Raw genomic sequence first — 23,358 nt, 5'->3', positions numbered from 1 at the left:
ACCCGCAGCGGTTGGAGATCGCAACCACCCAGGAGAGCTGGGTCAGGCGCGAACGCCACCAAGCACTCGGACGTGCAGTGCCGCACACGCCCTGCCAAGCGCGGCGACAGCTTGCCACGGCATTGCCGACGACAGCGCGCGCCCAACAACCGGCCGTTCCACCCAACCGCTTGCCACTCAACTGCTTGCCGCTCAACCAATCCGTAGGCAACCCAGCCAATGCTCAACCGATCCGTGAGCCGCCCAGCCAGCGCTCGACCGGTCCGTAGGCAACCCAGCCAGCGCTCAACTAATCCGTCGGCCGCCCAGCCAGCGCTCAACTGCTCCGCCGCAGCCCGCCGTCCGCTCGCACGCGGAGCGTGCATGAACGTCGCCGCCGCACCGCCGCCAGCTCCGCCGCACCCCAGCGACCGCGCGCCGTCGCACGACGCCACCGAGCCGCCAGTCCGCGTCACCTCACCGCAACCGACAACCGCAGCGACCGCATCACAACGCCAACGGTTGCAGCAGCCACAACCCGCCCGCGATCACGCAACTCGCTGTGAGCACGCCGAACACCAGCACCCACAACACCGCAGGCACAGCGGTCAGCCGGCTCAGCTGGTCGGCGTCGGAGTCCCGCGCCTGGCCACGCCGCCGTTTGAGCTGAAGCTCCACCACCGGCCGAACCCCGCCGAACAGCAGGAACCAGGTCAGCAGGTACACGAACGGCGCCTGCACCACCTTCGGCGCGACCAAGGCCACCAGCCCGAGCACGACAGCGCTCGCCACCACCGTGAACACGCCGTAGGCATTGCGCACCATGATCAGCACGCCCAGCAGCAGCAACGCGACCAGCACGAGCACCGCGGTGATCAGGTCGGCTCCGACCAGGCTCGCGAACAGCAGTCCCAGGACCGACGGAGCGATGTATCCGGCCAAAGCGGTGAACGCCATGCCGGGTCCCTCAGGCTTGCCGCGCGACACGGTGACCCCGGAGGTGTCCGAGTGCAGCCGGATCGACCGCAGCCGCCGTCCGACCGTCACCGCGGCCAGCGCATGGCCTGCCTCGTGCACGATCGTGATGACGTTGCGGGCGAACCGCCACGGCGTCCCGCCGGCCAGCACGACCAGCAAAGCGATCGCGCCGGTGACCAACGTGATGACGCTCGGCGTGTTCGCCTGTTCCAGCGCCGCGCTGACTGTCCCAGTGCCCGCGGCCATGGCCGCACCGGAGACTTCTCCGGTGCCCGGTCGAGCACTGAGCACAGTCGAGACGGCGAGTACAGGCGTAGTCACGCGGACACCTCACCACAGGCCCTATTTGGCTGCTGTGAGTGCCCAGGCAACATCCGTCGACCGCGATTCGGTATGGGCCGCGGCCTCACTCCATGACGTCTCCCTCCTGTCGATCCGCGACTTCAAGTACCACTCAGTCCGCCACCTCCACGGACACCTTCAGCCGATCAAACCGGAACAGATGGGCGACCCACGACCGATACGGACGCCAATCCTCAGCCAACGGCTCAAGCTCGTCCGGCGGCGTGTCGGGAGGCAACGCGTACTCCGCGCACAGAATCTGGTGGAGCTGGGTGTCCAGGCGGGGGAAGAGATCGGGATGTCCCGCGCCGTGCAGCAGGATCTGCTCGGCGGAGAACGCTCCGATGCCCGGGATCGCACACAGGCGGCTCATCGCTTCGGGGATCGGCAGCGCCAGCAACTCCTCGGTGTCCAGGCGGCCGTCTACAGCTGCCCGGGCGACAGCTCGGAGGCGCGCGAGCCGGAATGGCCCCACCGACGGTTCGTCGCCCAGCTCGGCCAGAATCTGCGGCGAGGGAAAGGAAAACAGCCCGTCTTCGCCGACCTGACGGCCATGGCGCACAGTCAACTGCTCGCGAAATCGTCTCGCCTGCGGGACCCGCATTCCTTGCGTGAGCACGGCCCAGCAAGCCGCTTCGTACGGCGACGAAAACAGCACTGGGCGCGCTCCGCTGTGACGGGCGTGCAGCCGCCGGACCACCGAGTCCCGGCTCGCGGCCTCGGCGAACCCCGATTCGTCGACATCAAGCGAAAGCATCCGGCTCACCTGCGCGACCACCCGCGCGGCGACCTCCACCGGCGCCGCCACCCCGACTTCGACCGTGCCCGGGGATCTCTGCCGGATCGCGGCCCCGGCATGGGTCCAGGTCCCCTCCACCGGGAACGCCATCCGCAGCACGCCCGGTTCGGCGGCGAAGGATCCCGCCAGGCCCGCCCCGGCGAGCCATCGCGACGCGGCGCTCAGGTCGAAGGCCCCGTGCACGGCGATTTCACCGGTGGGCAGGTCGATCGGACGCAGGATCGGTGCGGTCATCAGTCAGTCCTCCTCGCTGGTCTCCGCGAGTCGGAGACCGTGCGGACGACGTTAGGAACAGCCACCGACAATGCCGGGCCTCGAACGCTTGATCGGGCAGATCTTCACTCGAACGAGTGAGCAGTTGATGCCGCATACTGCCGGTATCCCACCGAGAGGACCTCTGTGCCGCACCACAGCACCCAGCAACGGCTCACCGATCTGCTCAGCGAACCGGCCACGACAGCCGACGGTTTCTTCGACACCCTCGGCGACGCGGCCCAGGCCGGCCCGCCCACCGGGCTCACCCAGCGGCTCATGCGCACCACGCTGCTGCCGCAGGTATACGAACACTACTGGCGGCCCGTGCTCGGCCGCGTCCTCAAAGGCCCCAGCGGCCCGAGCATGGCCGACGAGGTCGCGCTGGCCTCCGAACGTCTCGGGCTACAGCCGGGCCAAGTCGTGCTCGACGTCGCGTGCGGAACCGGCCGGTTCACGCGCGCGTTCGGGGACGCGGTGGGACCGGAAGGGCTCGCGATCGGTCTGGACGGCGCACGCAGCATGCTTTCGCGCGCGCTCGAAGAAACTGACTCACCGAACGTGGCCTACCTTCGCGCCGACGCGGTCGAACCGCCGCTGCTTTCATCCACTGTGGACGCTGTCTGCTGTTTCGCCGCCCTGCACATGTTCGCCGAGCCGGAACGCGCGCTCGATTCGTTCACCCGGATTCTCCGTCCCGGCGGCCGGATCGTCCTGCTCACGAGCGCCCGCCGAGACTGCCGGCTGGCTCGGATCGCCGACACCGCAGGAGGAATCGTCAGCGGGCAACGCATGTTCGACCGCGGAGAGATCGCGGCCGGCTTGCGCGCGCGTGGCTTCGACGAGGTGCGCGAGCAGTACTTCGGCGTCGCCCAACTCGTCTCCGGTCGGCTGTCCGACGTGCGGTGATCCATTTCTGTCGGGGTTCGGAGTTAGCATTCCCCGCATGACCCACGCCGCACCTGTCCCGCCGGACGACAGCCACCTCCGTTCCCTAGTCGAAGCCACCGCCGATGCCGTGGCCGCCGCCGAACCGCTCAGCTCCGACTACGCCGGGGCCGACGCGGAAACCCGTGCTGCGGTTGAAGAAGAAGTGCGTTCCCGCGCGAGCGAACTCGTCGCGCTCAGCCAGGATCTGCACGCGCATCCGGAAGAAGGGTTCGCCGAACACCGGTCAGTCGGCGCGCTCGCCGACTTGCTGCGCGCCCATGGGCACGAAGTCACCGTAGGCCTCGGCGGGCTGGACACCGCGTTGCGCACCGGAACTCCGGACAACAAGGGGCCGCACATCGCGGTTCTGTCCGAGTACGACGCACTGCCCGGATTGGGACACGGCTGCGGGCACAACGTTATTTGCACTGCCGGAGCAGGCGGATTCCTCGGTGCGGCAGCAGTGGCCGAACGACTCGGCGGACGTGTGTCCCTGGTGGGCACCCCTGCCGAGGAAGGCGGTGGCGGCAAGGAGACGCTCGCGCGAGCCGAGGTCTTCGACGATGTCGACGCGGTGATCATGCTGCACCCGTTCAGCCACGACATCGCATTGCACCCGTTCCTCGGCAGGCGGCAGCTCGAGATGGTGTTCCACGGCGTCGGCGCGCATGCTTCGGCCCAGCCGTTCATGGGGCGCAACGCGCTCGACGCGGCGGTGGCGGCCTATCAAGGAGTGTCGGCGCTGCGACAACAGCTGCCGTCGAGCGACCGGGTGCACGGCATCTTCACCGACGGCGGCGCGCGGCCGAACGTGATCCCAGCCCGGGCGGCTCTCCTGTTCTACCTCCGGTCGGCAAATCCCGACACGCTGCGCGACTTGGCCAGCCGGATGACCGCGATCGCCCACGGCGCGGCCGAAATGACGGGCTGCGGAGTGGAATTGCGCTGGGACGCGCAGCCGGCGTATCTGCCGATCCGGTTCAACACGACACTGGCCGGACGGTGGTCGGTCAATCAACAGGGCACGGGGCGGAAACCGCTGCCGCCGGGCATCGTGCCGGAGTTCCTGACGGGGAGCACGGACCTCGGGAATTTGTCTTTCCGGATGCCCGCGCTGCACCCGATGATCGCGGTGTCCGGGCCGACGGTCGCCTTGCACACCAAGGAATTCGCTGAGGCTGCTGGGTCGCCGACGGGTGATCAAGCTGTCGTCGACGGCGCGCTGGGGCTGGCTCTGACTGCCGCCGACTATCTCGCCGACGCGGCGCTGCGCAAAGCGGTGCACGACGAGTTCGAGGCATCGGGAGGGGCACTGGACGTGCCGAGTTTCTTTGACTGACAGGTGTGGGAGTTGGTGGATGACGATGGCCGGAAGGCTGGAAAGGAGGTGCGCGGCGACCAATCTGCCGGGTTGTGCGGAAGCTTTGGACGGTTTGGACTGATGCAGTGCTGGTCGGCAGTGGCGAACTCCGCGGGCTCATCGCTCTGAACGGCACTGCCTGCCCTGGATTGACTCACGGCACGGCACGGCACGGCACGGCACGGCACGGCACGGCACGGCACGGCACGGCACGGCACGGCACGGCACGGCACGGCACGGCACGGACGAGGATGCGCTGCCTGAGAACGGCTGAGAATTCTCAGCTGATTCTTCTCAGGAAAGCCTGAGGGTTTTCCACAGGCTGCTCATAAGCACAGGCGCGAGTCTGGGTTCATGACCGAGAACGAGAGCCGGCCTGGCCCCGCTACACCCGGTGGGCACCAGCCGCACCAGAGCAGTGAGCAGTACGGCCAGTACCGGGCCGGGTCGAGTCCGTTCGTTGCGGGACAGGGACGTCCGCGGGAGGTCGGAGGCGGTCCTGTCGGGCAAGCCGGAGGGCGTGGCGAGCAGGAGACGGCCTCCAGCGCTCAGCAAGCCGGGCCGAGCAACGCGCAGCTGCCCAGCGGTGCCCAGGCAGCCGGACCCGGAGCGGTCCGGGTTCCCCAGCCGGGTGCTGCCGCGCAGTCTGGGCCGAGCACCGCGCCTCTGCCGAGCCCGCACGCCGCACCGCCTCAACCCGGCACCGCGCAGCACCAGCTCGGCACGCCGCACAACCAACCCGGCACCCCACAGCAGCAACCCGGCACTCAGCACTACGGCCCAATGCCACAACCCGCGCAACCGCCCGCAGCCCTGGCTGGTCCGCGGAAGCGACCCGGCCGGATGGCGGCGCTCGTCGGAGCCACGGCACTGGCCGCCGCCCTGCTCGGCGGCGGTGCCGGTGCGGCGATCGTCGGGCTGACGGGCGGCACCAGCGCGTCCTCGAGCACCGCGTCGACCGCCGCCACTGGGCAGACCATCAGCAACACCACGGCTTCCGGGGACGTAAGCACCGTCGCGGCGAAGGTGGTGCCCAGCGTCGTTCAGGTGAACGTCACGACCGGGCGGGGCACGGCGATCGGATCGGGCGTCATCCTCACTGCGGACGGCCGGATCCTCACCAACGCGCACGTCGTGGAGGGCGCGCAGACCGTCACGGTCACTACGTCGGACGGCAAGAAGTACCAGGCCAGGGTCGTCGGTTCGGACACCAAGAGCGACATCGCGGTGCTGCAAGCCCAGGGCGCGAGCGGGCTCACCGCCGCGACGCTCGGCGATTCGAGCAAGCTCGCGGTCGGGCAGCAGGTCATCGCGATCGGGTCGCCGGGCGGGTTGCAGAACACCGTCACCACCGGCATCGTCAGCGCGCTCAACCGGCCGCTTTCCGACGTCGGGGGCGGCGACGGCGATCAGCAGAACTCGCCGTTCGGGAGGCAGACCTCGAACGTCACGTCCGGCCCCAGCTACACCGCGATCCAGACCGACGCCTCGATCAACCAGGGCAACTCGGGCGGCGCGCTCGTCGACAGCCAGGGCCAGGTGATCGGCATCAACTCCGCGCTCTACAGCCCGAACTCCTCGGCCGGCAGCGTCGGAATCGGGTTCGCCATCCCGATCAACGACGCCAAGAAGATCGTCGACCAGATCGTCAACGGCTGACCAAAACTCCGGAGGCGGACCGTGGTCGGGGCGGCCCGCCTCCGCTCCTCACTCTCGGGACGGTGAGGAAACCTGGCCGCTCTCTCCGGGAAATTCGGGGCCTGGAGAGAGCGGCTTCTTCACGCGCCCGGCAGTTCGTAGACCAGCGTGAACGTGTGCTTCCCCTCGTCGACGGCGATGTCGGCCGATCCGGAGATGCCCACCAGTTCGTCCGTGCCCGAACCGGGCAGCAAGACCAGCGACAGCCCCTCGTCGCCAGCCGTGTGCCGGAGAACGAAGCTTCCCTTCCGGCCGTCGACAGAACCGGTGAACCGCTCGAAGGCGACATACGCGCGCGACGTCTCGTTCGACGCCGTCAGCATCTCGACCCGGCTGGTCCCTTCGACCGCCCCGGTGAACGTCTTCTCGATCAGCACCTGCGCGAACGCCGTGCCGCCGGCCTCGTCCTGCGCCTGCGGCTCCCATTTGTCCAGCTCGAACGCGGCGACGGCGGTCCTGGTCATGCTGTTGCTCCTCTGCCGGAAACTCGATCCCGCACAGTCAACCGCCGATACCTGCCATCTCCCGTCAGGTATCTCAACGCCGCCGGTTGCCGAACAGCCCGCGCGAGAATTCCCGTCCGAGCGAACTCGCCGCCGAGCGCATGAACGACTTCACCGCCGGGTTGCTCAGCACCTGCGAGATCATCCCCGGCTCGTCCTTCTCCGGCTTGGGCGCGGCCGGCGCCTCGGACTCCGCAGCCGGTGCCGAATCCGGGGCTGGCGTGGCTTTCGCAGCCAACTTCTCGTACGCCGACTCGCGGTCGATCGTCTCCCCGTACTTCGCGTTCAGTTCCGACGACGCGACCGCCGCGCGGATCGCGTCCGCCCCGATCGACCCCATCTTCGACCGCGGGGCGCGCAGCCGCGTCCAGGCTACCGGCGTCGGCGCGCCGCGTTCGGACAGCACGGTGACGATCGCCTCGCCGATCCCCAGCGACGTCAACGCCGTCTCGAGGTCGTAGTGCGGCGACTTCGGATAGGTCTTTACCGTGCGCGCCAACGCTTTCTGGTCGTCCGGCGTGAACGCGCGCAACGCGTGCTGCACTCGCGCGCCGAGCTGGGACAGCACGTTGTTCGGGATGTCGGTCGGCAGCTGCGTGCAGAAGAACACGCCAACGCCCTTCGACCGGATGAGCTTCACCGTCTGCTCGATCCGCTCGAGGAAAGCCTTCGACGCGTCGGAGAACAGCAGGTGCGCCTCGTCGAAGAAGAACACCAGCTTCGGCTGGTCGAGGTCGCCTTCCTCGGGCAGTTCCTCGAACAGCTCGGCCAGCAGCCACATCAGGAACGTCGAGAACAGCGCCGGTTTGGACTGCAGATTGTCCAGTTCCAGCAGGGTGATGACGCCCTTGCCGTCCTGCTGGCGCATCAGGTCGTGGACGTCCAGCTCGGGCTCGCCGAAGAATTCCTCGCCGCCCTGAGCCTCCAGATTGGACAGTGCGCGCAGGATGACGCCCGCCGTCGCCGCGGACACCCCGCCGATGCCCTTAAGGTCTTCTTTACCCTCGTCGCTGGTCAGATGCGTGATCACCGACCGCAAGTCCTTGGTGTCCAGCAGGGCGAGACCGCGCTGGTCAGCCCAGTGGAAAATCAGGCCGAGCGTCGATTCCTGCGTCTCGTTGAGCCCGAGCACCTTCGACAGCAGCACCGGCCCGAAGCTGGTGATCGTCGCGCGGACCGGGATGCCGGTGCCGCTGGTGCCGAGCGACAAGAACTGCACCGGACCCGCCTCCGGCGCCCACTCGTCGCCCAGTTCCGCGGACCGTTTCGCGGTGCGATCGCTCGCCTCGCCGGGCGCGGACAGGCCGGACAGGTCGCCCTTGACGTCGGCCAGCACGACCGGAACCCCGGCCGCCGACAGCTGTTCGGAGATCAGCTGGAGCGTCTTGGTCTTGCCGGTGCCGGTCGCGCCCGCGACCAGGCCGTGCCGGTTCAGCGTCGCCAGCGGCAGCCGGACCGCGGCCGACGCCTCCGTCTTCCCGTCGATCACCACCGCGCCCAGCTCGACGGCCGCCCCGTCGCTCACGTATCCCTGCGCGATCTCCGCCGCTGGTCCCGACGCTTGCTCGGCCACTGGCCGCACCCCGTTCCGAGTCCGAAATCACACCTCGCTGCACTGGCTGACCGAGCGTAACGCGCCGGAAGCCCAGGTGACGCCGCTGATATCCCCGTGTCGGGTTAGGGTGGTGCGGGTGAACGACCATCTTGTCTGGATCGACTGCGAGATGACGGGGCTCGACCTCGGCAAGGACGCGTTGATCGAAATAGCCGCGCTGGTGACCGACGCCGACCTGAACGTGCTGGGCGAGGGCGTCGACATCGTCATCCACGCCGACGACGCCAAGCTCGACGGCATGCCGCAGGTCGTCCACGACATGCACGCCAAGTCCGGCCTCACCGAAGAAGTCCGCGCCTCGACGACCACGCTCGCCGAGGCCGAGCAGCGCGTGCTGGAGTACATCCGCGAATGGGTGCCGGATCCGGCCAGCGCACCGCTCGCCGGCAACTCGATCGCCACCGACCGCGGCTTCATCGCCCGCGACATGCCGGAACTCGACAACCACCTGCACTACCGGATGGTCGACGTGTCGTCAGTGAAGGAGCTCGTGCGCCGCTGGTACCCGCGGATCTACTACGCCAAGCCGGAGAAAGGCCTGGCCCACCGCGCGCTCGCGGACATCAAGGAGTCCGTCGGCGAACTCGAGTACTACCGCGCGATCGCCTTCGTCCCCCAGCCCGGCCCGACGAGCGACGAGGCCAAAGCCGCCGCCGCCGAAGTGCTGGAACGCCACCGAGGGTGACCCCCTGAAAAGCGCTCGCGGGCACCCGCTAGGATTGCTTCCAGCAAGGTGATCGCGAGATCTTTTGCCAGATGGTGGCTATAGCTCAGCTGGTAGAGCACCTGGTTGTGGTCCAGGAGGTCGCGGGTTCGAGCCCCGTTAGCCACCCGCGCACCCCGGCTTCACCGAGATCTTTTTCGGAGAAGCCGGGGTTTTGTCATTTCCGGGGTACTGTGGCGAGTGCCGGTGTCGCGCAGGTCACTGGGGTCCCCCCCTTCTGGCCTGCCCGCTGCCGCGTCGGCCGACGCTGTCCGGGTACACGGTGGGTCACCGCCGCTGACCTGGGCTGTTGTCCCGGCGAGCCGAAAAGGGGACCCCCCTGAAACGGGGCCTGAACGCCCTGCTAATCTTTTCCACGTCGCCGAGGGAAACCACAGCGGCGGGAAGCACCAAGCGCCATTAGCTCAATTGGCAGAGCAGCTGGCTCTTAACCAGCGGGTTCGGGGTTCGAGTCCCTGATGGCGCACCCTCATTCCCCAGGTCTTGTGATTCATCGACCTGGGGATTTTGGTTTTCTGGAAGGTTTTCTTCCGGTTCTGGACTGTCCATTGTGGTCGTTGGCGAGCCCGAGGCGAGCCCGAGACTTCGCGCCGACTGCCGCGGGATGATCGCCGCCGTCGCCTCCGCCGCCGCGAACGACACCTGCGGCAGAACCGACGTGTAGGTGTCGGAGGCGATGGTGATCGAGGAGAGCCGCAGCATCCGCTGCACCACCTTCATCTCCACACCCGCCGCCAACGCCAAAGTCGCCGCGCCATGGCGGAGATCGTGCAACCGGATCGGCGGCAGCCCGGCTTGGCGGGACAGTTCATAGAACACGTCCGTGACATGCGCCGGGTGCAGTGGGCTCCCGTCCCACCGGGTGAAGGCAAGGTCGTGTTCCTTCCACTGTGAGCCGAGACGTTCCCGATCTGCGTCCTGAACGGCCAGATGCTGGGCGAGCACCAGGCCGGTGTCCTGGTCGATCGCGACCGCGTTCACCGACTCGTCCGTCTTCGGCTTCGACTCGCCGGTCTCCCAGCCCCACTGCACGATCTGATTCGAGACCCGCACCTCCCCGGCCGCGAGACGGATCTCCGACCGCCGCAACCCGCACGCCTCGCCCCGCCGCAACCCGATATGCGCGATCAGATGAAACAACGGATACAAGGGATGATTGACCGCGACATCGAGAAAACAGCCGGTCTGCTCCGGGGTCCACACCATCACCGGGCACGGAATCAGCCCCGTGCGCTGCCACTGCAGCACCCGCTCCGCCGTCCACACCAACGGCGTCCACCGCACCGCCGCAGGCAACTCCACCAACGACGCCACATTCACCACCAGCAAGCCCTCCTTGACCGGGCGGTTCAGGCACGTCTTCAAAGTCCCATTGATCCGGTGGATCGAGGACGGGCCGACCGGACGCTGCCACTTCACCGCCGCGACCTTCCGCGGATCCCCGCTCTCGCGGTACACCCCGATCAACTCGTTGTGCTCAGCGATCGCGTCGTACATCGCATCCAGATGCCGCACCCGCAGCCTCCGCCGCCGCACCTGTCCCAGATGCGGCCCCAGATACAACCGCACATGCGACTCATACGACCGATACGTGTTGCGCGAGACCTTCCGCTTCTTCGCCGCGAGGAACCCCGTGAACTCCTCGGCCATCAACGGGTCGTCAGTCACGTCCGCGCCCGCGCGCACCAGACGACGCATCTCGTCGATGTCCGGAAACGTCTCCCGCTGGGCGAACGCCAGGGCGATCACGTCGCCGATGTCGCGCCGCAGCTCCTCGTCGTCCTCGTCCGCAATCGCCAGCAACCCGCGCACATGCTCCAACTCATCCTGTGCCGCCGTGGCCGAGTCGAAGCCGCGCCGCCGTCGCGGACGCCGCTGCCCCGCCGCATCAGCAGGAAGCTCGACCCGGAAACCCCACTGGCCGTGCTTGTAATTCGTCAGCTTCGGACACGCGCTCCCGAGCAGTTTCCTGTTCTCGTCCCGGCAATTGCACGTCCGGTACACCGACCCCTCGGTCACCGCACACCATCCCCTCGCCTTGTGGAACCAGCGGATCCGACCGCTGGGGAAGACATGCTCGCGCCGCGACCACCGCTCGGGGAAGCCCGAGTTGCAGCACGATCACCCGATCCGGCGAACCAGGCCGACCCCCGGCTACCCCGTCTGCGTTTCCAGCCCGAGCACCCGCAACAGCCCCGCAGTCGGGACCCGATACCCGCCGCCCACGCGCACAACCGGGCACGGGAAACCGCCCTCACGTGCCAGCGCGTATGCCGTCGTCCGCCCGATCCGCAACGCCCGCGCCGCCGTCATCAGATCCACCACCGCCGGCAACGCAGCCGCCTCGGCAACGGTCATGACCTCCATCGCTTCCATCCCGCCACCGCGTCAGCCAACCGACGATGCGTCAAGTCCCGACAAGCGGGGTCCACGTCGACGCCGACGAACGAGCACTCGTGCTCCAGCGCGGCGACTCCGGTCGTTCCGCTCCCGCAGAACGGATCCAGTACCACTCCCTCACGAGGACAGCCGAGACGAATACAGCGCCGAGCGATCTCCAGCGTTCCGGCAGCAGGATGCCCGGCGCCCGAACGCCCAGACGACACCCTCCACATATCCGAATGATCGGTCCCCCGCCCTGACTGCGGAGCAAACCAGTGTCCCGGCGACCGGGCCAACAGCAACACCGTCTCGTAACGCTGGGAGAGACGGTCCCGCACGCTCTCCGGCCGCGCGTTCGGCTTCTCCCACACCACCGCGTTCCGCAGCAGCCAACCGTGTTGCTGCAACGACAACGCCACCCGCCACGGCACGCCCACCAGATCCTTGCGTCGAAACGCCGACTGCGGCGGCCGATGCACCCCGTAACGACTCGCCGCGCGCACCGACGCCGTCCGCGCCGCCGAACCCCGCGCGACGTAATTTCCCCACGAACCACCGAAGCAATCCCCCAGATTCAGCCACACCGTCCCGCCCGGCCGCAGAACCCGCGACACCTCATGAAAAACCCCGACCAGATTCGCAACGTAAGAATCCACACTGGACTCCGCGCCGTACTGGCCCGCGACACGGTAATCCCGCAGGCCCCAATACGGCGGCGACGTCACCACACAATCCACCGACTCCGGCGACATCCCCGCCACGACCTCCGCCGCGTCCCCCACCAGCAACCGAACTGAACCGAATCCACGCTTGTCCCTTGTGAGGCAAGCAAACTCGCAGCTATCAGCAGGTGCACCTCGGACAAGGCCGTCAACATGACGAGCGATCGACACGGTGTCGTTGGTCATCTTGTTCCTCCCTCGGCCCGCGCAATGCGCTGGAAGGCGAAGGCGTGATAGGCGGGATTGGTGTCGATGCCGGTGAAGCGCCGACCGAGCGCACGGGCCGCGACGCCAGTGGTGCCGCTGCCGCTGAACGGATCGAGCACGTGCCCGCCCGGCGGACATCCAGCTGCCACGCAACGGAACGGGATCTCCAGCGGCGAAACGGCAGGATGCCCGATGCGGGCGCGGTTGGGAAGGATGCTCCACACGTCGCCCGGGTCACAGCTCACCTGTCGGATCGAGTCGCAGTCGAAATGGTGATCCGGCTGCGCGACGAGCAGGAAGATCATCTCATGGCGGGCGGCGAGGCGGTCACGGATCGGTGTGGGTGTGGAGTGGGGTTTGCACCAGACGATCGCCGATCGCAGGATCCATCCGTCGCCTTGAAGCGCGAAGGCCAAGCGCCAGGGCATACCGAGCAGGTTCTTGTGCGGCACGTCCGCTCGTGGCCGGTAGTGCGGTTGTCCAGTTTGGCCGGGAACGGCGCACCAGTAGCCGTCGGAGTTGGTGGAGTAGCTGTCGCCCAGGTTGACCCACACCGTCGCCCGCGGAGTGAGCACACGCCGAGCCTCGCCGAAGACCGCACGCAAGGTCGCGATGTAGTCGTCGGCGGTCGGCTCCAGTCCGATCTGCGGATGCTCGCGGCAGGCCCCGCAATCTCGACACCGCCATCGGCCCGGGCCCTCGTCGCTGCGACCGGCCGGCCGGTGACGGCAGTCTGGCTGGTTGCCGGTCCAGACGTCGGGGGCGTAGTCGCGCAGCCGCCAATAGGGCGGGCTGGTGACCAGACAGTCCACGGAGTTCTCCGGCAAACTGCGGATCCCGGCCTCCGCGTCGGCGGTCACCAGCGTGACACCATCCGATCCCCGGATGCCCACAGCAGCGGTACTCACGCGGCCCTCCCGGTGTCGTGCTGGCTGAGGCCCAGGCGGCGAAGGCCGATGTCGTGGAACTGCGGATTGAGGTCGATGCCGACATAGGAACGGCCGAGTTGGCGGGCTGCCAGACCGGTCGTGGCGGCACCGCTGAACGGGTCGAGCACGACGCCGCCGTCCGGGCAGCCCGCGGCGATGCAGCGCAACGGCAGGTCGACCGGGAACGCGGCGAAGTGCGCTTCCCGCAGCGGCCGGGTGGTGATGGACCAGACGTCCCCGGGGTTCTTGCCCCGCCGGTGCGCGGCATCGTGTCCGGTCCCGGTGGGCCGCATCGCGTCCCCCGGCGTCTTCCCGGCGAAGGGGGCCGTATCGCGGTATTTGCCGTAGACGCTGTGCCCGCGGCGACGCGCGGTCGCGCCGATCCCGCCCTGGCGGCCCTTGTTCGCGCCGCCGATCACGAGGCCCTCCCTGACCGCCTCCGGACGAGCCAGGGGTTCGCGGATCGGGTCGAGGTCGAAAAAGTACTTCTGCTGTTTGGTCAGCAGGAACACCATCTCGTACCGGTTCGAGAGCCGGTCGCGCACGGATTCGGGCATGGCATTGGGCTTGTGCCACACAATCGCGTTCCGCAGAATCCATCCGTCGGCCTGCAACGCGAACGCGACCCGCCACGGCATCCCGACCAAGTTCTTCCGCGGCAGCGGAACAGCGTGATGCGCCGTCGTCCGCGGCGATGCCGACGCCGCATTGCCGGGCAGTTCGGAGGAGTAGGAATCGCCCAGGTTCAGCCATACGGTGCCGGTGTCAACGAGGACACGGTGCAGTTGCGCGAAGACCGCTTGAAGCCGGTCCACGTACGCCTCCGGAGTGGGTTCCAGGCCGTGCTGGCGGTCCTCGCGCTGCGCACCACAGCAACGGCAGCGCTGCGTCGTGCCACCTCGGTGCGCCGCAGACTCCGGGTAGGCAAGGTGCGGGTATTTGGACTGGGGAACGTTGCCGCCGCGTCCGGTGCTGGCCAGGTGCGCGCAGCCGGGATCGCCGCCGACCCAGGTTCCGGTGCCGTAGTCGCGCAGTCCCCAGTACGGCGGGCTGGTGACCACGCAGTCCACCGAGTTGTCCGCTAGATCGGCAAGCGTGGCCGCGGCGTCGCCGGTGTAGAGCGTGACCGTCTCGTCGTGGTAGTGCACGGTGCTGTCGGGGCAGCGGGTCATGGCGTCGTCCTGTCTCATGCTCGGCGAAGTCGTCGGTTCCGGGGTAGGGGAACGGCGGGCGAGAGAGCGCCGCGTGCGCGCGGTCATGCTGCTCGCAGTCGGCCGGAATCGCCGACGCCAATGGCGGACCGCAGAACCCGGTGTTCCTGCGGGCGCGCGGCGACGGCCACCGCCGGAGCTGCGCTTGCGCTCTCGTCGGGAATTCCGAACACAAGCGCCTCGATGTGCGCGTGAAGGGCAGCCGGTGCTCCGGCAACGTCCGCTCGGGCAGCAGCGCGGCGTTGCCCGAGCGACGCATGCGTGAGCAGTCTGTTGCCGCGGAGTTCGGCGGTGAGCGCGATGCAACGCTCGATCGGTTCAAGCCTCGCCGCGGTCGCAGCGGCAACGATCGGAGTAGTCAGGTCGGCCAGCGCACCGTTCGGGTGGCGGCGCGGCCGGGCGAGGACGACGACGCGTCCGCCGGGGCGCAACAGGGACTCGCAGTAATGCAAGGTCTGGGCCACGTCGGCGACGGAGGACTCGACCGGGTCGCGATCGGGACCGGGCGTCGAGGTCCGCAGTGTCGTCACGACGAGTCCGGCCTGCCCGATCAGTCCTGCGGCCCGAACGGTTCCGAGCATTGTCGGGCGCGCGTCGACGACTGAGCCCTCGCACGGCGCACCAGCTGCCTTGGCGGCCGTGACGTTCGCGCGGGCGAGCTTCCACCAACGACTGCGAGAGGTCAGTCCCAGCGCGTGTCGGCCGGCGCGCAACGCCGCAACGACCACGGTGCCCGCGCCGCAGTCAGGGTCGACGACGAGGTCCCCGCGGCGGGAGAAGGCGGCGATCACGTGTGCGGCGATGGCGGGCGGAATCCGCTCGGAGTCAGTTTCGGTGTTGGGCTCGCATCCGGTGTCGCGAAGTTGCGCGAGTGGGCCCCGTTGGCCGGTCGGCCACACCGACAGACCCGGTGGGATCGGCGAGGAGGAGCGATCATTCATCGGAGGTCTCCGTCCTGGTCGGCCGCAGGGGTCCGGGGCTTCTGACGGGTGAACACGAACAGGTCGTCGTGTGCCAGAGCGTGCTGCGCAGGCGGGCGTTCGACGTCCCTGGGCAGCGTGTTCGGTGTCGCAGTTGTGCTGGGGTGAACGTGCACCCGCAGAAGGGCGATGCGGTCGAGGTAGTGCAGCCCTGTTCGGTGCGCAGCGCGCACCAGCGGGCCGGCGGGGTCGGCGAACACGCCGGACATCCGGCGGCTGGGTGTGACGACGGCGAGCACGCCGTTCTGAGTGAGCAAATCGGCCCAGTCGGTTGGGCGGAACCATCCAGCGGCCCGTGGTTCGACCACGCCGATGATGAGGTCGTAGCGATCCGGGTTGCTACCGGTTTCCGGGAGGACCAGCCCGGGACGGTCCGAGATGGCAGGACCGGCAGACCGGACGGCGGCCGGGCGGGTGATGTCGAGTCCGGATCCGGACTCGGACCGGCGGGCAGAAGGCCCGTCGGAATGTTCGTCGGCCGCGCCGGGTGGTGCGAACGCGGTAAGCGTCTGTACCCCGCGGCCGAGTCGGACCACGGTCCACGCTGCTTCGTGTGGTCCCGAGTACGGACCGGGCTGGGAGCGATTGCGGCTACCGGTGTACGAGGTCGACACCGATGAGGCGAAGCAGAGTACGGGATCAAGCAGGAGCACTCGCTGGCCGGGCCGCGTGTACGCCGTGACGATTTTGACGACGGCGGACAGCAGCCAGTCCGCCAGCAGGCCGGTGCCCACGCACAGTTGGTCCTGTGCACAGGGCCACACAGTGCTCGGCCGTACCGGGCGAGTGCGGCGGCGCGCCCGCGGACGTGGCGTCCGGTGTCGCTGCGGATGCGGGATCGAGCCAGCGGGGCGATGCTCCTGCGAGATGTCTCGCGGCGAACTGGTGTCGTGTGCCGATGTCATCGGTGTCTCCTCCGCGCCTGGTTCCTGCCTGGACCTGACACCGCTGAACTCCGGATTCGAACCCTGTTTTGGACACACTCGAACGAATTTCCCTAAGCCTTTTCGCGCGGCGAATACTCCACCGAAGTCAGGGTCGAAAGCCCTAGGCGGCCGACGGGCCATCCATAGAATCCACCCGGCTTTGGAATTTTCATCTTGACAGTATCCGCTCACTGCCAGCCAGTCGCTCCTGTTGCCTAAATCTAGGCTAATCCACCGCTAAAACCGCAGGTGGCCAGCCATATTGCACACGCTTCACAACGCGCAGGATTGCCGCTCGAACCATTAGTTGCTCTCTAGCATTGACGGAGCAAATACATAGTATTGGTCGCTGTTTCCTGGCTTCGCTGTTTTCACATCGAGGCAACAGGAGCGATGACATGACCGATCGACCCGCTTTTCTTCGCCGCGGGGACGAGCGTGTACCGAACTCGTTGGATATCGCACGGGACGCGTTCGCCTGGCTGGTGACCGGCCCGGAACCGGTATCGCTGAACGGCCGGGCGTTCCCGGGTTTGCCGGACCGGCGCATCCCGCTGGACGAGGTCCGCGACCGACTGCTTGCGCGCCGTTGTCCGCAAGCCACGAGGGACGCGGTGTGGGCGCATCTCGTGCTGCGCTCCCGCGTCGAGGGAGCGACCTGGACGGTCGCCGCGGTGGGCGTCGCGCTGCCCGCACTGACGTCGGTCGCGGCGACCTTGTCCGCGCGCTTCGCCGGCGATCCGGCCGACATCCACGCCGAAGTCCTGCGCGGCTTCCTGAGCGAGTTGCCGACCATCGATCTGCGTCGGCCGCGGATCATGTTGAGGTTGCGATGGGCTGCTTACCGGTCCGGCTACAACGCGCTCGCCGAAGCCTTGGCCGGTCCGACTCCCGTCGCTCCCGGCTTCCGGTCCACGCCGCCGCACCCGCCGTGGGGCCACCCGGATCTCGTTCTCGCCCGCGCTGTCGCGGATGGGGTCCTGACCCGGACCGAGGCCGCGCTCATCGGCGCGACCCGGCTGGAGCGGATGCCGGTTGCCGACTGGGCCGCACAGCACCGAGCTAGCGAATGGGCGGTCTACAAGTCGCGCAGACGCGCAGAGGTTCGGCTCGCCGAGTACCTGCGCGACCGCGTCGCCGAAGCCGATCCGGCGGATCCACTGACCGATGAAGTGGCCGCCGCGGTCGCGCTGGCCAGCAACGTGAGTCCGACCCGAACCGGGTCAGCCGCGGCGCGCTCCGCGACTGCTGAGGACGCCGTTCCCGGACGGACGCAGCAAAGCCACGTGTCCAAACCGGATGCGGATTCCGGAGTTCAGGGCTGCGGGACACACCCGCGCTCAGCCCGTTCCTCGGAGGTGCCGCCATGCGCCTGATCGACTACGTCCAGGGCAAAGTCACCGCGCTGCGCAGTGCCCACGCTGGCTGCAGCCTTGGGGATCGAGACCTTGCACGACTGCCCGGCCCGCCGCCGAAAGATCAGATCACTGCCGGCGGCCGACGGTGGGCACCGCGTCTTCTGTGGCAGGCCCGGGCGGTGTTGGTCGCCGAGATTGTCGGTGTCGCGCTGGTGCTGTCGGCGTCGACGGCGCACGCCGACACCGTGGTCGTTGCCCTGGCCACTTCGTTCACCGACATCCTGAGCAACATCCAGAAGTGGGTCATGGGGATCCTGGCGGGCCTGGCCACGTTGTTCATGACCATCGGCGCATCCCGCTACATGTGGGGAAACAACGAGCCGTCCGAGATCGCTAAGGCCAAGGCCGCGGTCAAGGCCGCCGCATTCGGCTACTGCTTGGCGCTGCTGGTGCCGCTGATCCTCGAAATCCTCAAAGGGTTCGTGGGTGCGCAATGACTGCAGGCACCTCTCCTCCGGTTCGCCCGCGTCGTCAGCCCGGCCGCAGGCGGCGCTGGTACGCGGTCGGGCTGCTGGCAGGCGTCGTCGTATTCCTCATCGCGGTCCTCGCGACCGGTGCCGGAGCGGCCCCGCAGCAAGCCCCGCCTCCGCTTCCGATACCGACCAACGAATCGTGCGCGCCGAGCTCCCCGCTGCCGGAATGCAACCTGCCCAAGCCGACCACCACGACGCCGAAGCCACCGACGACGCCCCTGCCTATCCCGACCGAAGTGCCTCCGCCGACGACGTGCACCTTCCCCGGCCAACTCAGCTGCGCCTCACTCGGTCCGACGACGACCGCACCCTGCTCGGGCGAAGACTGCATCCCGCAGCCGACGCCGACCCCGCCCGCGAGCGGAACGCACTCGCCGGGCAAAGGCAACAACGGCAACGACTCGAACTGCGGACTCACCGACATCGGCGCGTGCATCACCGACGCGATCAATTCCGTGTTCGTCGAAGTCGTCAACTCCGCATTGTCGCCGATTCTGGACCTCATCGGGCACAGCGCACTCTCCACGCCCACCATCAGCGATCTTCCCGGAATCACCGACCTGTGGAACAACTCGTGGAACATCGCGGTCGCCGCCTACGGCCTGTTCGTGCTCGCCGCCGGCATCATCGTGATGAGCCACGAGACGCTGCAGTCCCGCTACTCGCTCAAAGAGATCGCTCCGCGCATCCCGGTCGCGTTCGCTGCCTCCGCACTGTCGCTGTTCATCGTCGACAAGATCATCCGGCTGGCCAACGGCCTGACCCTGGGCGTGCTCGGAGGAGACGTAAGCCCTCCCTCCGTGGGCGACACCATGTCGGAGGCATTCCACAACGCCCAGTCCGGCGGGCTGTTCATGATCCTCATCGCGATAGCGCTGGTCGTGGTCGGCGTCGCGCTTCTGGTCGTATACGCCGTGCGGGTCGTCATCACCCTGGTCCTGATCGTCGCCGGACCGCTGTTCCTGATGTGCCACATCCTGCCGATCACCGATCCGCTGGCCAACTGGTGGTGGAAGGCGACCACCGCCGCGGTCAGCATCCAAGTCGCCCAGGCGCTCGTGCTGATCACCACAGTCCGGACCGTCCTGTCCAGCGGCGTGCACCTGTTCGGCTCGACGCTCTCGGCGCTCGGGATGTTGCTGGCGGGCATCGCACTGTTCTTCGTGCTGTTCAGAATCCCGTTCTGGTTCATGTCGGCCACCAAGCTGGGCTCCGGCCGCTCGTTGCTCGGCAGCCTCATCCGCGCGTACGTCATGGCCAAGACCTTCGGCATGGTCATGGGCAAAACGCGCACGCCTCAAAAAGCGGCCATCAAAACCGGCACCGCCAGTCGCAGCAGCAACCCGACCCCATCATCTCGGCCCGCGCCGAAACCCAGCACTCCCGGCGAACGGCTCAAGACCGCATACGACGCGGAACGCCAACGTGCCGCTCGCCGACCACGGACGCCCTCGCAAGCGCCCCAGTTCATCCAGCCCTCGCCGCAAGAAACCACGCACGATCCTGCGGTTACCCCTCGAAAGCAAGGGACCGCGAAGCCCAAGTTCAGTTCCGTATCTGCCCCTGCGACTCCACCGGCTCGTCCGACTCAGAAGCCCGGTGCGCCCGAATTCCGCTCCGCTGCGGTACGCCCCAGCTCCCCGGCACCGCCTCCGAGCAGACCAATTCGCACAGCCGCAGTACCTCCGAAGCTGAAGTTCCAGCCCGCGGCAACGGCTCCCCCGCAATCGCCGGTGCCGCCGAAACCAACCGCGGCCCCCGCGGCACCGAAGTTTCAACAAGCGCAACCCGAATCTCGTATCGGGGACGCCTACCGCCGCACGCCCTCGGTACCGCCCGCGGTGTTCCGCGCGCCAATGCCCGCCCCTGGAGGTGACCAGTCATGAGCCAACCAGTCCGGATACCGGCCGACGTCGACCGCGAGGACCGCATCATCGGACCGCTGACGGCACGGCAGCTGGCCATCCTCGCCGTCACCGGCCTCATGCTGTACGGGGCTTACACGATCACTCGCGCTTTGGTACCGCTGCCGGTGTTCCTGATCTTCGCGATCCCGGTCGGAGCCACTGGCACGATCCTCGCGCTCGGGCAGCGCGACGGCATCAGCCTCGACCGGCTGGTTCTGGCCGCGCTGCGCCAGCGGATGAGCCCACAGCACCGCGTCGCCGCGCCGGAAGGCATCCGCCCGGCACCGGAATGGCTGGCTAACCGCGTCGACACCGCCGACGGCCAACCTTCACGACGAAACCGCAGTGCCCGTGCCGCGGTGTCGCCGGCACCGCTGCGGCTGCCGGCCGATGCGGTCACCGACACCGGAGTCATCGACCTCGGCAAGGACGGCCTCGCGGTCGTCGCGGTCGCGTCCACCGTCAACTTCGGTCTGCGGACGCCCGCCGAACAGGAGTCTCTGGTCGCCTGTTTCGGCCGCTATCTGCATTCGCTCACCGCACCCGTGCAGGTGCTCGTCCGTGCAGAAAGGCTGGACCTGTCCGGGCAAATCGCAGAGCTGCGCGACCAAGCTGCTGGACTTCCGCACCCTGCACTCGAACAAGCCGCGCGTGAGCACGCCGAGTACCTCGACCAGCTCAGCCGCGCGACGGACCTACTGCGCCGCCAGATCCTTCTGGTCCTGCGCGAGCCCGTGCTTCCCAGCACAGCCGACGGCCTCGGCGGCGCTTCCCCGCTGGCCACTCTGGCTGCGAAACGCAAAGCGGCCAAGAACGCCAGCCTCGTCGACGACGCCGCGCGCAACGCTGCCGAGACGCGGCTGGCGCGTCGGCTCGGCGAAGCCGCCGAACTTCTTTCCCCAGCGGGAATCACCGTTGTTCCGCTGAGTGCCGGACAGGCGACCGCGGTGCTGTCCGCCGCTTGCAACCCGGACTCACTGATCTCGCCGGGTGCCGACTTGGCCGGATCCGACGAAGTCATCACGACCGCCCCGGACGACAGCTGGGACAACACCGCATTCGGACAGCCGGTGCCCGACGGCGACGACCTCGGCGACGACTGGGGCCACGAACCCGACAACCACAACTCGGAGCGGAGGTTCCGGCCGTGAAGTCCAACCGCAGGAACCGAACCACCGCCGCACCGCTCGGGCGGGCCGGCGCGTTCACCCCGGACGCCATCTCCGTCCGTCCGCGGGCGTTGGAAGTCGGCGGCGAATGGGTCTCCTCGTTCGCCGTCGCGGGCTACCCGCGAGAAGTCCACAACGGATGGCTCCAACCGCTGCTCACCTACCCAGGACGCATCGACGTCTCGCTGCACATCGAGCCGATCGACCCGGTGACCGCAGCCGCAAGGCTGAAGAAGCAGCTGTCCAAACTGGAATCCGGGCGACAGCATTCGAGTGAGAAAGGCCGGTTGACCGACCCATCCGTCGAAGCCGCCACCGAAGACGCCTACGACCTGTCTTCCCGAGTCGCCCGCGGTGAAGGCAAGCTCTACCGGCTCGGCCTTTACCTGACCGTGCACGCCTCCACCGAAGAGGCACTCGCCGACGAAGTCGCCGCGATCCGATCGCTCGCTGCGTCACTGCTGCTGGACTGCAAACCGACCACCTACCGCAGCCTGCAAGGCTGGATCACCAGCCTGCCCATGGGCCTCGACCTCGTCGGCATGCGCCGCACCTTCGACACGTCCGCGCTCAGCGCCGCGTTCCCGTTCACCAGCCCGGACCTGCCCCCGCCCGACCCCACGTCGGTCGGAGCGCCGAGCGGAGTCCTGTACGGCTTCAACGTCGGCAGCCAAGGCCTCGTGCACCACGACCGATTCGCGCTCGACAACCACAACAGCGTGACCCTCGGCCGCTCCGGGGCAGGCAAGAGCTACCTGGCCAAACTGCAAATACTTCGCTCGCTCTACCGCGGGACCGAGATCCACGTCATCGACCCCGAAGACGAATACGCCCGCCTGTCCGCCGCAGTCGGCGGCTCCTACGTCCGCCTCGGTGCGGAACAGGTCCGTGTCAACCCCATGGACCTGCCCATCCACACCCGGCCCGACGGACGTCGCACCGCGCCCCGAGACGCACTGATCCGCCGATCCCTTTTCCTGCACACCGTCGTCGCGGTCCTGCTCGGCACGGAACTGACCGGAGCCGAACGCGCGGTGCTCGACCGGGCGATCACCACGACTTACCAGCGCGCAAGCATCACCTCCGATCCCCGGACCTGGACCCGCCCGGCACCGCTGCTGACCGACCTCACCGACGTCCTCGCTGAGGACGACGAGCAAGCTGGCACTGAACTCGCCGCGCAGCTGCGCCCGTACGTCACCGGCGCGTTCTCCGGCCTGTTCTCCGGTCCCACGACGACGCGCCCCGAAGGACACCTGGTCGTGCACTCCCTGCGAGACCTGTCGGACGAACTCAAACCCGTCGGCACCCTGCTGACCCTCGACACGATCTGGCGGCAGGTGTCCAACCCGGCCATTCGCAAACCTCGACTGGTCGAGGTCGACGAGGCCTGGCTCCTGATGAAAATCCCTGCTGGTGCCGAGTTTCTGTTCCGCATGGCCAAAGCCTCCCGGAAGCACTGGGCCGGGCTGGGCATCTCGACACAGGACACCGCAGATCTGCTCGGCTCGGATGTCGGCAAAGCGATCGTCGCCAACGCGGCGACGCAGATCCTACTCCGGCAAGCCCCGCAAGCGATTGACGAGATCACGCGCGCCTTCGACCTGTCCATGGGCGAACGGCAATACCTGCTCTCGGCCGACCGCGGTCAGGGCCTGCTCAGCACCGGCATGCAACGAGTTGCGTTTCAGTCCATCGCATCACCGGTTGAGCACCAGCTGGTCACGACTTCCCCAGAGTTCCTCGCAACTTTACCCGAATCTGAGCGGAACTCTGGGTATTTGGTGCTTGACGATGATAGCTGAATCCCGGAGTTGGGGAACTATGGAATCGTCATTCCTTTGTGGATTGTTC

Annotated in this window: 18 protein-coding genes, 2 tRNA genes and 1 pseudogene; 11 read left to right on the top strand and 10 right to left on the bottom strand. The window is 68.0% G+C overall.

What is annotated here, in order from left to right; translation table 11 throughout:
* Window positions 1–486: 486 nt before the first annotated feature.
* Entirely contained in the window at window positions 487–1,203 is a 717-nt protein-coding gene (locus PUT80_RS34315; protein WP_275294638.1) for a M50 family metallopeptidase, read from the bottom strand.
* A gap of 208 nt (window positions 1,204–1,411) precedes the next feature.
* Window positions 1,412–2,332 (bottom strand): hypothetical protein, encoded by a 921-nt coding sequence (locus PUT80_RS34310; RefSeq protein ID WP_275294624.1) that lies wholly within the window; start codon window positions 2,330–2,332, stop codon window positions 1,412–1,414.
* A 165-nt stretch (window positions 2,333–2,497) separates the two neighbouring features.
* On the opposite strand from PUT80_RS34310, the gene PUT80_RS34305 reads away from it, so the two are divergent.
* From PUT80_RS34305 to PUT80_RS34295, 3 genes and pseudogenes are all read left to right on the top strand, one after another.
* Window positions 2,498–3,259, top strand: a complete 762-nt coding sequence (locus PUT80_RS34305; protein ID WP_275294623.1) for a methyltransferase domain-containing protein — start codon at window positions 2,498–2,500, stop codon at window positions 3,257–3,259.
* Window positions 3,260–3,296: 37 nt separating this feature from the next.
* The gene (locus PUT80_RS34300; protein ID WP_275294622.1) at window positions 3,297–4,619 is read left to right on the top strand and encodes a M20 family metallopeptidase; all 1,323 of its coding nucleotides are present in this window, start codon (window positions 3,297–3,299) and stop codon (window positions 4,617–4,619) included.
* Window positions 4,620–5,462: 843 nt separating this feature from the next.
* Window positions 5,463–6,299: pseudogene (locus PUT80_RS34295) on the top strand (trypsin-like peptidase domain-containing protein); the annotation flags it as partial.
* A 119-nt stretch (window positions 6,300–6,418) separates the two neighbouring features.
* On the opposite strand, the gene PUT80_RS34290 reads toward PUT80_RS34295, so the two are convergent.
* Both PUT80_RS34290 and PUT80_RS34285 read right to left on the bottom strand, forming a co-directional pair.
* Entirely contained in the window at window positions 6,419–6,802 is a 384-nt protein-coding gene (locus PUT80_RS34290) for a DUF3224 domain-containing protein (RefSeq protein WP_043839052.1), read from the bottom strand.
* A gap of 73 nt (window positions 6,803–6,875) precedes the next feature.
* Window positions 6,876–8,414 carry a helicase HerA-like domain-containing protein gene (locus PUT80_RS34285; protein WP_275294621.1) on the bottom strand — a complete coding sequence of 513 codons (1,539 nt, stop codon included), beginning with the start codon at window positions 8,412–8,414 and terminating at the stop codon, window positions 6,876–6,878.
* A 118-nt stretch (window positions 8,415–8,532) separates the two neighbouring features.
* Between PUT80_RS34285 and orn the strand changes: the two genes are divergently transcribed.
* From orn to PUT80_RS34270, 3 genes are all read left to right on the top strand, one after another.
* Window positions 8,533–9,141 carry an oligoribonuclease gene (orn, locus tag PUT80_RS34280; protein ID WP_037817745.1) on the top strand — a complete coding sequence of 203 codons (609 nt, stop codon included), beginning with the start codon at window positions 8,533–8,535 and terminating at the stop codon, window positions 9,139–9,141.
* A 74-nt stretch (window positions 9,142–9,215) separates the two neighbouring features.
* A tRNA-His gene (locus PUT80_RS34275) sits at window positions 9,216–9,288 on the top strand.
* Between the two features lie 285 nt (window positions 9,289–9,573).
* A tRNA-Lys gene (locus PUT80_RS34270) sits at window positions 9,574–9,646 on the top strand.
* Window positions 9,647–11,334: 1,688 nt separating this feature from the next.
* Here PUT80_RS34270 and PUT80_RS34265 read toward each other — a convergent pair.
* From PUT80_RS34265 to PUT80_RS34240, 6 genes are all read right to left on the bottom strand, one after another.
* Complete coding sequence (locus PUT80_RS34265) at window positions 11,335–11,538, bottom strand: helix-turn-helix domain-containing protein (protein WP_275294620.1); 204 nt, start codon at window positions 11,536–11,538, stop codon at window positions 11,335–11,337.
* Complete coding sequence (locus PUT80_RS34260; protein WP_275294619.1) at window positions 11,535–12,470, bottom strand: site-specific DNA-methyltransferase; 936 nt, start codon at window positions 12,468–12,470, stop codon at window positions 11,535–11,537. Before PUT80_RS34260 ends, PUT80_RS34265 begins: the two co-directional genes overlap by 4 nt.
* Window positions 12,467–13,399 carry a site-specific DNA-methyltransferase gene (locus PUT80_RS34255; protein WP_275294618.1) on the bottom strand — a complete coding sequence of 311 codons (933 nt, stop codon included), beginning with the start codon at window positions 13,397–13,399 and terminating at the stop codon, window positions 12,467–12,469. Before PUT80_RS34255 ends, PUT80_RS34260 begins: the two co-directional genes overlap by 4 nt.
* Window positions 13,396–14,592 carry a site-specific DNA-methyltransferase gene (locus PUT80_RS34250; RefSeq protein WP_275294617.1) on the bottom strand — a complete coding sequence of 399 codons (1,197 nt, stop codon included), beginning with the start codon at window positions 14,590–14,592 and terminating at the stop codon, window positions 13,396–13,398. Before PUT80_RS34250 ends, PUT80_RS34255 begins: the two co-directional genes overlap by 4 nt.
* Window positions 14,593–14,675: 83 nt before the next feature.
* On the bottom strand, window positions 14,676–15,572 hold the full coding sequence (locus PUT80_RS34245) for a DNA methyltransferase (RefSeq protein WP_275294616.1): 897 nt from the start codon (window positions 15,570–15,572) through the stop codon (window positions 14,676–14,678).
* Window positions 15,569–16,345: a hypothetical protein gene (locus tag PUT80_RS34240; protein ID WP_275294615.1), complete on the bottom strand. Its 777-nt coding sequence runs from the start codon at window positions 16,343–16,345 to the stop codon at window positions 15,569–15,571. The genes PUT80_RS34245 and PUT80_RS34240 overlap by 4 nt, the downstream gene beginning before the upstream one ends.
* A gap of 590 nt (window positions 16,346–16,935) precedes the next feature.
* On the opposite strand from PUT80_RS34240, the gene PUT80_RS34235 reads away from it, so the two are divergent.
* From PUT80_RS34235 to PUT80_RS34215, 5 genes are read left to right on the top strand one after another with little or no spacing between them, the layout of a single operon-like run.
* Window positions 16,936–17,913, top strand: a complete 978-nt coding sequence (locus PUT80_RS34235; RefSeq protein WP_275294614.1) for a hypothetical protein — start codon at window positions 16,936–16,938, stop codon at window positions 17,911–17,913.
* Window positions 17,904–18,392 carry a pilin gene (locus tag PUT80_RS34230; RefSeq protein WP_275294613.1) on the top strand — a complete coding sequence of 163 codons (489 nt, stop codon included), beginning with the start codon at window positions 17,904–17,906 and terminating at the stop codon, window positions 18,390–18,392. The genes PUT80_RS34235 and PUT80_RS34230 overlap by 10 nt, the downstream gene beginning before the upstream one ends.
* Window positions 18,389–20,314: a hypothetical protein gene (locus PUT80_RS34225; protein WP_275294612.1), complete on the top strand. Its 1,926-nt coding sequence runs from the start codon at window positions 18,389–18,391 to the stop codon at window positions 20,312–20,314. The genes PUT80_RS34230 and PUT80_RS34225 overlap by 4 nt, the downstream gene beginning before the upstream one ends.
* Window positions 20,311–21,486 (top strand): PrgI family protein, encoded by a 1,176-nt coding sequence (locus PUT80_RS34220; RefSeq protein ID WP_275294611.1) that lies wholly within the window; start codon window positions 20,311–20,313, stop codon window positions 21,484–21,486. Before PUT80_RS34225 ends, PUT80_RS34220 begins: the two co-directional genes overlap by 4 nt.
* A complete protein-coding gene (locus PUT80_RS34215) occupies window positions 21,483–23,309 on the top strand; it encodes a DUF87 domain-containing protein (protein WP_275294610.1) in 1,827 nt (608 codons plus the stop codon). The genes PUT80_RS34220 and PUT80_RS34215 overlap by 4 nt, the downstream gene beginning before the upstream one ends.
* Window positions 23,310–23,358 lie beyond the last annotated feature (49 nt).

Origin of the sequence: Amycolatopsis sp. La24 (genome assembly GCF_029087445.1) — a bacterium.
GTDB classification, from domain to species: domain Bacteria; phylum Actinomycetota; class Actinomycetes; order Mycobacteriales; family Pseudonocardiaceae; genus Amycolatopsis; species Amycolatopsis nivea.
This window is presented reverse-complemented; position numbering and strand designations above follow the sequence as displayed.